This is a genomic window from Streptomyces sp. NPDC037421, from assembly GCF_055602105.1.
The window spans coordinates 1-11,192 of the sequence record NZ_JBVJWV010000070.1 but is presented as its reverse complement, the minus strand read 5'-3'; the positions used below and the strand labels follow the sequence as shown (position 1 = coordinate 11,192).

10 protein-coding genes are annotated in these 11,192 nt (G+C 70.3%); all 10 read right to left on the bottom strand.

Annotated features, from left to right (window positions below; genetic code table 11):
• Positions 1-91 precede the first annotated feature (91 nt).
• The 10 genes from ACZ7IF_RS38910 to ACZ7IF_RS38865 all read right to left on the bottom strand — a co-directional run bounded on the left by ACZ7IF_RS38910 (position 92) and on the right by ACZ7IF_RS38865 (position 11,073).
• Positions 92-925, bottom strand: coding sequence for an AfsR/SARP family transcriptional regulator (locus ACZ7IF_RS38910; protein ID WP_470981725.1), 834 nt, complete (start codon positions 923-925; stop codon positions 92-94).
• A 272-nt stretch (positions 926-1,197) separates the two neighbouring features.
• The gene (locus ACZ7IF_RS38905; protein WP_470981723.1) at positions 1,198-5,049 is read right to left on the bottom strand and encodes an amino acid adenylation domain-containing protein; all 3,852 of its coding nucleotides are present in this window, start codon (positions 5,047-5,049) and stop codon (positions 1,198-1,200) included.
• Between the two features lie 186 nt (positions 5,050-5,235).
• On the bottom strand, positions 5,236-6,177 hold the full coding sequence (locus tag ACZ7IF_RS38900; protein WP_470981727.1) for a ribose-phosphate diphosphokinase: 942 nt from the start codon (positions 6,175-6,177) through the stop codon (positions 5,236-5,238).
• A 14-nt stretch (positions 6,178-6,191) separates the two neighbouring features.
• Positions 6,192-7,133 carry a pseudouridine-5'-phosphate glycosidase gene (locus ACZ7IF_RS38895; protein ID WP_470981721.1) on the bottom strand — a complete coding sequence of 314 codons (942 nt, stop codon included), beginning with the start codon at positions 7,131-7,133 and terminating at the stop codon, positions 6,192-6,194.
• Between the two features lie 11 nt (positions 7,134-7,144).
• Entirely contained in the window at positions 7,145-7,378 is a 234-nt protein-coding gene (locus ACZ7IF_RS38890) for a tautomerase family protein (protein WP_470981719.1), read from the bottom strand.
• Between the two features lie 142 nt (positions 7,379-7,520).
• On the bottom strand, positions 7,521-8,450 hold the full coding sequence (locus tag ACZ7IF_RS38885; protein WP_470981717.1) for an EamA family transporter: 930 nt from the start codon (positions 8,448-8,450) through the stop codon (positions 7,521-7,523).
• Entirely contained in the window at positions 8,450-9,115 is a 666-nt protein-coding gene (upp, locus tag ACZ7IF_RS38880) for a uracil phosphoribosyltransferase (RefSeq protein WP_470981715.1), read from the bottom strand. Before upp ends, ACZ7IF_RS38885 begins: the two co-directional genes overlap by 1 nt.
• A 317-nt stretch (positions 9,116-9,432) precedes the next feature.
• The gene (locus ACZ7IF_RS38875) at positions 9,433-10,380 is read right to left on the bottom strand and encodes an alpha/beta hydrolase (protein WP_470981713.1); all 948 of its coding nucleotides are present in this window, start codon (positions 10,378-10,380) and stop codon (positions 9,433-9,435) included.
• An 11-nt stretch (positions 10,381-10,391) separates the two neighbouring features.
• Positions 10,392-10,568 carry a hypothetical protein gene (locus tag ACZ7IF_RS38870; protein WP_470981711.1) on the bottom strand — a complete coding sequence of 59 codons (177 nt, stop codon included), beginning with the start codon at positions 10,566-10,568 and terminating at the stop codon, positions 10,392-10,394.
• A 7-nt stretch (positions 10,569-10,575) separates the two neighbouring features.
• Positions 10,576-11,073 carry a nuclear transport factor 2 family protein gene (locus tag ACZ7IF_RS38865; protein WP_470981709.1) on the bottom strand — a complete coding sequence of 166 codons (498 nt, stop codon included), beginning with the start codon at positions 11,071-11,073 and terminating at the stop codon, positions 10,576-10,578.
• Between the last annotated feature and the right edge of the window lie 119 nt (positions 11,074-11,192).

Sequence of the window (11,192 nt, the reverse complement as noted above, 5' to 3'; positions counted from 1 at the left end):
CCCCCCCCCCCCCCCCCCCCCCCCCCCCCCCCCCCCCCCCCCCCCCCCCCCCCCCCCCCCCCCCCCCCCCCCCCCCCCCCCCCCCCCCCCCTCAGGTTCCGGAGCCGGCCGGCATCCGAAGCCGGCGGGAAGCGCCGTCCTGGTCCCGGCTCCCTGCGGGGGGCTGGTGTCCGACCGGGCTCAGGAGACGGGCCTGGAGCTGCTTGAGCTCCAGCGAGGGCTCCAGGCCGAGTTCGTCGGCGAGCAGACGCCGCAGATTCTGGTACGCCTGGAGGGCTTCGGCCCGTCGGCCCGCAGCGCCCAGGGCGCCGATGAGCTGGCTGTGGAACCACTCGTTGAGCGGATAGTCGTTGATGAGCCTGCGCAGTTCGGGGATGGACTCCCGGTGCCAGCCGAGCTGTTCCTCGCAGGCGATACGGATCTCGAACGCCCGGATGCGCAGTTCCTCGAGGTGGACCACGTGACCGGACAGCATGTCGCCCGCCGGGAAATTGGACAGGGCGGGTCCACGCCACAGTTCCAGCGCTTCCCGCACGGTGTGCAGGGCCGTGAGCGGGTCGCCCGTGCTCAACTCTGCGCGCGCCCTCGTGACGAGGCGCTCGAATATCCGGATGTCGATCTCGGAGTCCTCTACGAGGATCGAGTAACCGGGCGGGTTGGTGACGATCAGCGGCCGGCCCGCGGGTGTCAGTCCCTCGTTCGCGAACATGCGGCGGGCGTGGTAGACGTACGTCTGCAGGGTGGTGACGGCGCTGCGCGGCGGCTTCTCACCCCACAGTTCTTGGATGAGCGCGTCGGCGGTGACGATCTCGTTGGGCCGCGTGAGCAGCAGGGCGAGCGTCTGACAGACCTTCGGCGTTCCGGGACGGAGCGTCCTGCCGTCGTCCGTGACGATCTCGAAAGGTCCAATGAGATTGAAACGCATGGATGATAACTCCTCGTCAGCAAGACGGCGGAAATTCCCGAACGGTCATCGACGGAGTTTTGAATGCAATCGACAGTCCGCCTGAATTATATAAAGTCTCTTCCAGGTCTCAGATGCACGTCAACCGGCCACACGTCAGAGCGCCGTCAACTTGCGTCAGAATTCGACATCCCATTTACCCGACATCTTTTTCAGACGTCATAAACCCAAAAAGGCGGCCGCCCTGACGGACTTCTCCGTCAGGGCGGCCGCCTTCGTCGACCGGCCCGCGACTACTCGCCGAGCAGGTACCGGATGTGCTTCACGAGCTCGCCGATGTCGTCGCGCAGCAGGCTGTAGTGGTCGGCGTCGAGGTCGATGACCGTCGGCGGCTCGGCCGAGTAGCCGCTGCTGTTCTCCAGGAACGAGTAGTCGTCGCCCTCGGCCTTGAAGATGCTGATCGGCGCCTGGAGGGTGCGCTCGGCCAGCTCGTGGAAGGAGTACTCGAACTCGTAGGTCTGGCCCACGACCGAGATGATCCGGCGGGCGAGGTCGACGTCGATGCCCTTGAGCTCGCTGATGAACTCGGCGAAGGACGCCTCGTCCGTCACGGTCTCCAGGCACTTGTCGAGGTCCGGGCCGGAGATGGTGCCGGTGAACACCGAGAAGAGGATCGTGGTGTAGCCGCGGTTGGCGAAGGACGCCTCGCGGCCCCACACCTTGCCGTTCTCGGCACGCACCTTCGGCGAGCCCGGGGCGATCAGGAAGAGGTTGTCCACCTTCTCGCCGGCCTGCTCCAGCTGGTACGCGGTCTCGAAGGCCACGCGGGCGCCGAAGGAGTAGCCCCACAGGGTGTAGGGGCCGGTCGGCTGGAGCTCCTTGATGGCCTCGATGTCCTTCTTGGCCATCTCGGTGATGGTCTCGTACGGGGCCTCGCCCTCGTTGATGCCGTAGGACTGGACGCCGTAGAACGAGCGGCCGAGGCCGATCTCGCCGGCCAGGGTCCGCAGGTTCATCGGGTAGCCGCCCAGGCCCGGCCAGCAGATCACGGGCTTGGCCTTGCCGGTCTCGGCGTGCAGGCGCACCAGGCGGGAGGACTCCTGGGCGACCTCGCGCTCCAGGCGGCGGGCGAGCTTCTCGATGGTCGGGGACTCCAGGACGCTCTGCAGCGGCAGGGAGACGCCCAGGCGCGAGTTGAGCTCGCGGACGAGGCCGACGGCGATCAGCGAGTTGCCGCCCGACTCGAAGAAGTCGTCCTGGACGGAGGCGTTCTCGCGGCGCAGGGCCTTCTCCCAGACGCCCGCGATCTCCTTCTCGGTCTCCGTGCGCGGGGCGACGAAGGGGCGCTCCACGAGCTCGGCGTTGACCTGGTCGGAGACGGCGAGCGCCTTGACGTCGATCTTGCCGTTGGCGGACAGCGGCAGCCGGTCGAAGACCACGACCCGGTTGGGGATCATGTAGTCCGGGAGGAAGCTGACGAGGTCGTCGCGGATGAGCTCGGCCGGACCGCGCATGTGGACGCTGTCCTCGCGCATGCCCTCGTGGCCGGCCTGGTCGTCGCTGATGCGGCCGCCGACGAAGAAGTACATCGGGCCGCCGTCGACGCCGTTGGCGGCGAGGACGGAGTCCATGCGGCGGGAGGCGGGCAGCGGGTTGCCGGTCTTGGAGCTGTAGCCGGAGGACATGAAGCCCAGGTTCAGCCCGTTCATCATCAGGTGCTGGAGCTTCTTGCCGAGGGTGATGTAGTGCAGCCATTCCTCGGGGGCGCGGCTGTACACGCTGATGCCGAAGCTGGCGGCCTGGTACACCGACTGGTTGATCGCGATGACGTGCTTCTTGAGGACGATGTCGTCCGAGAAGCGGGTCAGGGCGCCGTTCTCGTAGCGGTACTGGCCCTCGGGCAGGCCGGCGACCTTGCCGCCGTGCGTCTGGACGTAGACCTCGGCGTGGTCCTCGCGCACGCCCTCGTTCGGGACCAGCTCGAAGGTGCCCAGGTAGTAGTCCTCGTCGGCGACGTCGAGCAGCTCGCGGACGGCCGGCTCGTAGGCGCGGTCCTGGATGTCGAGGCCGTAGGCCGGCAGGACCTGCTCGAAGAGGCCGAGGATGTGGCCGGTCTCGATCTCCAGGACTTCCTGGATGTTGTTCTTGTAGACCGGCTCGATGCCGCTCTTCTTGCCGATGAAGTGGATCTGCGCCGTGGGCTTGCCGGTGGCGGCCCGCTCGCTGATCAGGACGAGCTGGTGACGGACCGGCTGGTAGTAGTAGTAGCCCGGCTTCAGCCCGCCGACGCCCTCCAGCTCGAAGTACAGCTGCGTCGCGTACAGCGCGCCCGGGGAGGCGTAGCCGTACTTCGGCAGCAGGCGCTCCTCGCTGATGTACTGGCCGAACCAGCGCAGGATCTGGCCCAGTTCGGAGGAGGCCAGGTCGGCCGCCTTGCGGGAGTAGGCCGCGGTGACCTTGGAGCCGAGCAGCTTCAGCAGGTCGTCCTGGGTGACCGCGCCGCCCTCGTAGAAGCGGTACGTCTTGCGGGCGAAGACCCGGGCGCGCTGCTCGGGGGTGGGCTCGGAGCCCTCCAGGTCGAAGGTCGGGCGGGCGGCGAGCTCGGCGTCGTCGCGCAGACCCGGGTTGGACAGCTGCGCCTTGACCTGGAGCTTGCTCTTCTTCGACGCGTGGTGGGAGCCGTGGTTGCCCTGGTCCATCAGGGCGGCTTCCTTCTCGCTCAGCTCGATGCAGGCGATCAGGTTCTGGAAGCCGGTGCGGCCGTCGTTCTTGACGATGACGGCGGCGTTGCGGACCCAGTCGTGGTTCTCGATGGCCAGGGATATCTCGTCCAGCTCGACGCGGTAGCCGCGCAGCTTGACCTGGTTGTCGGCGCGGCCGGCGAACTGCACGGTGCCGTCCGCGTTCCACTGGCCGAGGTCGCCCGTCTTGTACAGGCGGACGGGCTCGGCGCCCTCCTCCAGCGCGATCTCCAGGAAGCGCTCGGCGGTCAGGTCGTCGCGGTGCAGGTAGCCGCGGGCCAGCTGGACGCCGCCGATGTACAGCTCGCCGATCTCGCCGACGCCGACCGGCTTGAGGGTCTCCTTGTCGAGGATGTGGTACGTGGTGCCGTGGACCGGGGCGCCGATGGAGATGGACTGCGGGCCCTCGTCCAGCTCGGCGGGGTCGACCACGAAGGAGGACGAGTTGATGGTGGTCTCGGTCGGGCCGTAGACGTTGATGAGCGCCCGGCCCGGCATCTCCTGCGTGGTCTGGATCGCCAGCAGGCGGGAGAGGGCCTCGCCACCGCTGAAGATCTGCTGGAGGGAGACGCACTCGGGGAACTTCTCGGTGTCGATCAGGCCCTGGAGCAGGGTCGGGACGCACTGGAGGGTGGTCACGCCGTGCTTGACGATGGTCTCGATGAGGCCCTCGGGGTCGGCGTAGACGCCGGGGGCGCCCATGACGACGGTGGCGCCGTTGGCCGGGGAGAGGATCTCCCACTGGGCGGCGTCGAAGCTCATCGGGGTCTTCTGCAGGATGACCTTGCTGCGGTCGATCCCGTAGGTCTCGCGCAGCCAGCCGAGCTGGTTGACGATGCTGCGGTGCTCGATCATCACACCCTTCGGCTTGCCCGTGCTGCCGGAGGTGTAGATGACGTACGCGAGGGTGTCCGGGCGGGCGTCGGCGCCGGCGACGGCGGCCTCCTGGCCCTCCGGACGGACGAACGCCTCGGACTCGCGCAGGGTCACGATGGTGACGTCCTGCGGGGCGAGTTCACGGAGGCGGGACACCAGGCGCTGCTGCGCCAGGATGATCTTCGCCTCGCTGTTCTCGATCATGTAGCGGAGCCGGTCCTCGGGGTACTCCGGGGACAGCGGCAGGTAGGCGGCGCCGGCGCCGAGGATGCCCCACGCGCCGACCATGAGGTCGATGGACGGCTCGACGAAGAGGCCGACGCAGTCGTCCGCCGAGACGCCGAGGTGCCCCAGGTAGTCGGCCAGGGCGGAGCTTCTGGACGCGAGCTCGCGGAAGGTGAGCTTCTCATCCCGGTAGGCGACGGCGATCGCCTCGGGGTGCTCGGCGACGCGCTCCGCCAGCAGGCCGGGCAAGGTGTTGGTGCCGCGCAGGGTGGGCTCGAGCACGCTGGTCTCCTGAAGAGTCATTTCCCGCTTCCTTAAGTTCCGTTGTCGAGCAGTGGCCGGGACGACCGCCCGACCGGATGAACCGAAGAACTGAGGGGCGCAAGGGCAGAGCCTCACCACCCGGAAGAACCGGAACGGCGCGGTGCGTGCTGCGGCCGCCTCCCCCAACGGACGTACGGGCCCCCATCGGCCCGCCCGTCCGGGCGATCACCGGCTCCGCAGGAGCCGGGTTACAGATCCGTTCTCGAACACCTCTCGCGAGGCGCCCGCGATGAGCGGGGCGATCGACAGGACTGTCACCTTGTCGAGGCCCAGTGCTCCGGGCACCGGAAGGGTGTCCGTGAAGACGAACTCGCTGACGCGCGAGTTCTTCAGGCGGTCCGCGGCGGGGCCGGAGAGCACCCCGTGCGTGGCCGCCACGATGACGTCCCGCGCACCCTGGGCGAACAGGGCGTCGGCGGCGGCGCAGATCGTGCCGCCGGTGTCGATCATGTCGTCGACCAGGACGCAGACCCGGTCCCGGACCTCGCCGACCACCTCGTGGGCCGTGACCTGGTGGGCCACGTCCTTGTCGCGCCGCTTGTGCACGATGGCCAGCGGAGCGCCGAGGCGGTCGCACCAGCCGTCGGCCACGCGTACGCGGCCGGCGTCGGGCGACACGACGGTGAGGTCCGCCGGGTCCGCCTTGGAGCCGATGTAGTCCGCGAGGACCGGCATGGCGAACAGGTGGTCCACCGGGCCGTCGAAGAATCCCTGGATCTGGTCGGCGTGCAGGTCGACCGTCAGGATCCGGTCCGCACCCGCGGTCTTGAGCAGGTCCGCCACCAGGCGGGCCGAGATGGGTTCCCGGCCGCTGTGCTTGCGGTCCTGTCGCGCGTACCCGTAGAAGGGAAGGATCACCGTGATGCTGCGGGCCGAGGCCCGCTTCAGCGCGTCGACCATGATGAGGTGTTCCATGATCGACTTGTTGATCGGGGCCGTGTGGCTCTGGATCACGAAGCAGTCTGCCCCGCGCACGGAGGCGTGGTAGCGGACGTAGATCTCGCCGTTGGCGAAGTCGATCGCCTTCGTCGGGACCAGTTCCGTGCCCAGTTCGGCCGCGACGGCCCGGGCCAGCGCCGGGTGCGCGCGTCCCGAGAAGAGCAGCATCTGTCCGGAGCCGCTCACGCCGCGCGCTCCGCGAGGTGTGCGGCGTGCGCGACGGCCAGGCGGCCGGCGGCCTCGGCGCAGGAGGCGAGGACGGCCATGTTGGCCTTGGCGGAACGGCCGTCCGTGGCGGCGTCGACCGCCCGCATCAGGTACTTGGTGATGGCCTGGCCCGAGACGCCGTCCCGGGCCGCCTCGGCGACGGCGGCGCGGATGGCCGTGTCCACCTCGGCGGAGTCGATGGCGTCCTCCTCCCTGACCGGGGTGGTGATCAGGAAGGAGCTGTTGTTGCCGAGGGCCCAGTGGGCCTCGATCGCGCGGGCGATGACCTGCTCGTCGTCCAGGCGGTGGGGCGCCTTGTGGCCGCTCGTACGGCAGTAGAACGCGGGGAAGTCGTCCGAGCGGTAGGCGACGACGGGGACGCACTGCGTCTCCAGGTACTCCAGGGTCAGGCCGAGGTCGAGGATCATCTTCGCGCCCGCGCAGACGACGGCGACCTTGGAGCGGGTGAACTGGATCAGGTCCGAGGACACGTCCCAGGTCTCCTGGGCGCCCCGGTGCACGCCGCCGATGCCGGCGGACGAGAAGAACGGGATCCCCGCGAGCTCCGCCGCCACGACCGAGGAGGCCACGGTGGTGGCGCCCGGGCCGCCCTGCGCCAGCACGACGGGCAGGTCCCGGCTGGACACCTTGGGGATGCCCGGCAGGGAGGCGAAGCGTTCGATGTCGGCGTCCGACATCCCGACGCGGATCGCGCCGGCCTCGATGCAGATCGTCGCGGGCACCGCGCCGCCGGAGCGTACCGCGTCCTCCACCTTGCGGGCGGTGGCGGCGTTGTCCGGGTAGGGCAGCCCGTGCGTGATGACGTTGCTCTCCAGGGCGACGACGGCCTTGCCCTCGTGGAGGGCCTCGCGGACCTCCTCGGTGTAGACGACGGGGACGCCGTTGCTTGCGCTCATCGGGATGTCTCTCAACTCTCGTTCAAGTAACCGGGCCGCCTGACCTGCTGGTCCGGGCGGTCCGCCAGCTCTGCGAGGACCTGGGTCTCCCAGTCCTCCGGTGTGACCGGCTCCAGGGAGATCGAGACGGCGTCCTCGCCGATGGCGAAGGTCTGCGTCACGGCGGCGGTCACCGCCTCGTCGATCGCCCTGAGCTGCTCGGCCGTGAAGTCCCTCGGGTAGTGCCTGATGTGGATGTGGGGCACGGACTCGGTCCTTCCACGGTTCGGGGTCGGGAGGTGGGCGGCACACCGCGGACGGGGGAGGCCGCGGTGTGCCACCACCGCTCCCCACCCTGCTCCGGGGGGGCAGGGCCGGGCGGGGAGTCGTGGGCGGGGCTCCGTCTCGTTACGCCTTGACGGATTCCCGCGAGGTCGCTGGGACCGGCTCGGGTTCTGGCTCTGCCTCCGGCTGCTGCTTGCCCTGCCTCGGCTGGGCCAGGACCACCGACCCGACCACCGTCAGCGCTCCGAGGATCTGGAGCGGCGACAGCGACTGGTCGAGGACGAACCAGCCGAGCAGGGTGGCCGTCAGGGGCGAGCCGAAGCTCAGGAACGACACGGTCAGCGCGGGCAGCCGCTGCACCCCGCGGAACCAGATCGCGTAGGCGATCAGGGCCCCGATGATGCCGAGGTAGGCGAAGCCCCAGAGGTTGTTGGCGGTGATCTCGCCCGGCAGTCCCTCGCCGATCAGCGTGACCGGCAGCAGGACCAGGCCGCCGACGGTGAGCTGCCAGCCCGTGAAGGGCAGCAGGCCCACCCCTTCGGGGCGTCCCCAGCGCTTGGTCAGCACGATGCCGGAGGCCATGCTGAGCGCGCCCAGCAGACCGGCGATGACACCGGTGGCGTTGAGCCCGGCGTTCGGCTGGAGGACGAGCAGGGCCACGCCGGCCGTGCCGAGGGCACAGGCGGCCACGTGGATCCGCTTGATCTTCTCCTTCAGCAGCACGGCGCCGAGCAGCATCACGATCATCGGCTGGATGGCCATCACCAGCGCCGCGACGCCGCCCGGCAGGTGGTAGGCGGCCACGAAGAGCAGGTAGAAGAAGGCTCCGATGTTCAGCACGCCGAGCACCAGGGCGCGCCACCACCAGATGCCCTTCGGCAGCACCCGGCCGATGAGCACCAGGATCAGGCCGGCGGGCAGGGCGCGGAGCAGCGAGGAGAGCAGGGGTCTGCCCTCGGGCAGCAGCTCCGTGGTGACCAGGTACGTCGACCCCCAGACCACGGGCGCGAGCACCGTGAGCGCGGAGTCAGCAAGCGAACGGCTGGCCTTCATCAGGCCGCTGCCGAGTCGGTCGTGCCGAAGTAGCGGTCGCCGAAGTCGCCGATGCCCGGGATCATGAACGCGTTCTCGTTGAGGCGCTGCTCGATCGACGAGGTGACGATCTTGACGTCCGGGTGCTCGGCGTGGACGGCCGCGATGCCCTCGGGCGCCGCGAGCAGGTTGACGAAGACGATGTTCTCCTCACGCACGCCCGCCTCCAGGAGGACCTCGATGGCCGTGTTGGCGCTGCCGCCGGTGGCGAGCATCGGCTCCAGCGCGAGGACGTGCCGGTCGGCGATGTCCTCGGGGAAGTTCTTGTAGTACAGGTGCGGGAGCTTGGTGACCTTGTTCCGCTGGATGAGCAGCTTGCCGACGGTGATGTCAGGGATGACCTGGCGCAGCTCGTCGAGCATGGAGTCACCGGCCCGGATCACGGGCACGGCGCACAGTTTGGTGCCGAACTTCAGTCCGTCGTACGTCTCACCGACCGGCGTGACGGCCCCGTGCTTCTCGAACGGCAGCTGGTCGAGCGCCGATTCGAGCAGGAGGCGGATGATGCGCCGGGAGTAGAACACGAAGTCCGAGCGGGTGGCCCCGCGGTCACGGATGATCGTGTGCATGGCCCGCAGCTGCTTCGTCTGCGGCAGCGGGTGGACATTGTGGTGGCCGGTCGCCATGAGAAACCTGCTTCTCGTCGGTCGTGGAGACGGGCTGCGGCCGGGCCAGGGCCCGGAGGGCCCGCGGGGGCCGCAACCGTTTGGTCGGGTACCGAGGTCAGGCGTCGGTTCTCTCGGCGTCGGTGACGGCGCCGGCCTGCACCAGGTCCTTCACGTCGCTCATGCGCGTTCCTCTTCGGGATGGTTCAGATGGATCGGACGGATCCGACAGGTACCGGGAGACCGAGTGGACGTGTCCCGGTGTGACGGTTCTCGTTGCACGTCTCGGGATGCTCACCAGAACCCTCGTCGGTACCCGTCCACGGGGTCAACGGGGTCTATGTCAGATCCGCGTCAACCTTCTTCAGGTCGCCGTCAGAGCCCGTCACGACCCGGCCAACGGCCACGTCGCGGGCGAGGAGGCACTCCTCCAGGAAGGACAGGACCCGCAGGTGGTAGGTGCGGGCCGCCCAGCCCAGGCTGATGTTGTGCCCGGCGTGCGGCTGCCGGGCCACCTCCGCGGGGGCCGCCATCAGCGGAGCCAGCAGTTCCTCCAGAGCCTCCCCGTCGTGCCTCCACCACAGCTCCTGCTCCGCGAACGTGAAGCGCACGGGCACCCGCACTCCGGCCGCCACGGCGGGGTACATTTCCGGCCACCGCCGCGTCTCCCGCGCCTCGGCCGCGGGGACCGGCCGCAGCAGCCGCTGCCCGAGCCGGAAGGCGTCCGGCGGGTAGAACCGCAGGGCGCCCCAGTGCCGGCGCCACTCGCCCGGCAGGTCGGGTCCGGGCAGCCGGCCGGCCTCCACGGCGAAGCGCCGGCCGATGCCGGAGACGTCCACGCCGATCGGTACGAGGCCGCCCCGGGCGGCGCCCGCCGCCGCGAGCGCGACGCGGCCGCCGCCCGAATGGGCCACGAGGAAGACTCCGGCGCCCAGTTCGCGCCCCTCGGCGAAGCCCTCCAGGGCCGCGAGCACCGTGGCGGTCTGCCCAGCGAGGTCCTGCCCCTCGGGCAGCGCCCCGGCCGAGGCCCCGTACCCGGGCCGGTCCAGGGCGAGCACGGCGTAGCCGAGGCCGGCGCCGAGCTCCAGGAGCGAGAGCCCGGGCCGGGCCCGGCTGTCGAAGTAGCCCGCGCTCATCCCCGAGCCGTGCAGGGCCACCACCAGCGCCCGGGGTACGGGCTGTGCGGGCAGGGCCAGCAGACCGGACAGCGGGATCCCGTCGGCGTCGAGGGTGACGGGCCGGACCGGGGGCACGCCGGCGGGCGGCACAGGGACCATGAGGGGCATCTCCAGGAGGGTCAGGAAGGCCGGGCGGACGGGATGTGCCGGGCCCTGGCGACGGCCAGGCCCCAGGCGGCCCGGCGGCGCAGCAGGGTGGTCAGGGGCGGTGCGGCGCACGGCCGTTGGGGGCGTACGGCCTCCGGCGCGGAGTCCCTGGCGGGGACCCAGTAGCCGGCGATCTGCACGGCGTTCATCCGGTTCTCACAGCCGGACTCCGGCGAGTTCGGGCAGGCGTACGCCGGAGTCCCACACGACGTGGAAGGCTACGTGGCTCAGCCGCCAGCCGGCCGGCGTGCGCACGGCCCGGGCCTCGGAGTACCCGCCGACCTCGAAGTGGGCCGCGGGCCCCTGGCCGGCGTGGTGGACGTGCGTGGTGAGCTGCTGGGCCCGCAGGGTGGCCCGGTCCCCGTCGAGGACGACGGAGTGGTTGGAGCTGGAGTGGTGGGTGCGCGCCCAGCGCTCCCGGGCCTCGCGCTGGAAGGCGGCGAAGGCCTCGATCCCCGCGCACACGCCGATCGGGAAGGCGAAGGTGGCGTCCTCCGTGAAGAGCGAGGCGTACCGGGAGTCCTCCGGCCCCGTGCCGTCGTAGGTGTCGAGGGCGGTCACGTAGCGGTCGAACAGGTCACGCAGCTCGGCGCGGTCGCGCAGGACCTGTATCTGCTCGCGCAGTGCCGCGATGTCGTCATGGGTCGAAGGCATGGCCTCTCCAGTTGGCGGACTTCATGGGCGTGGGGGGGGGGGGGGGGGGGGGGGGGGGGGGGGGGGGGGGGGGGGGAGGTGGGGGGGGGGGGGGGGGGGGGGGGGAAAAGAAGGGGGAC

Coding starts and splice junctions, on each gene's coding strand:
- ACZ7IF_RS38910 (WP_470981725.1), bottom strand. CDS start 925: ATGCGTTTCAATCTCATTGGACCTTTCGAGATCGTCACGGACGACGGC.
- ACZ7IF_RS38865 (WP_470981709.1), bottom strand. CDS start 11,073: ATGCCTTCGACCCATGACGACATCGCGGCACTGCGCGAGCAGATACAG.
- ACZ7IF_RS38900 (WP_470981727.1), bottom strand. CDS start 6,177: ATGCTGCTCTTCTCGGGACGCGCGCACCCGGCGCTGGCCCGGGCCGTC.
- upp (WP_470981715.1), bottom strand. CDS start 9,115: ATGGCGACCGGCCACCACAATGTCCACCCGCTGCCGCAGACGAAGCAG.
- ACZ7IF_RS38870 (WP_470981711.1), bottom strand. CDS start 10,568: ATGAACGCCGTGCAGATCGCCGGCTACTGGGTCCCCGCCAGGGACTCC.
- ACZ7IF_RS38895 (WP_470981721.1), bottom strand. CDS start 7,133: ATGAGCGCAAGCAACGGCGTCCCCGTCGTCTACACCGAGGAGGTCCGC.
- ACZ7IF_RS38885 (WP_470981717.1), bottom strand. CDS start 8,450: ATGAAGGCCAGCCGTTCGCTTGCTGACTCCGCGCTCACGGTGCTCGCG.
- ACZ7IF_RS38905 (WP_470981723.1), bottom strand. CDS start 5,049: ATGACTCTTCAGGAGACCAGCGTGCTCGAGCCCACCCTGCGCGGCACC.
- ACZ7IF_RS38875 (WP_470981713.1), bottom strand. CDS start 10,380: ATGCCCCTCATGGTCCCTGTGCCGCCCGCCGGCGTGCCCCCGGTCCGG.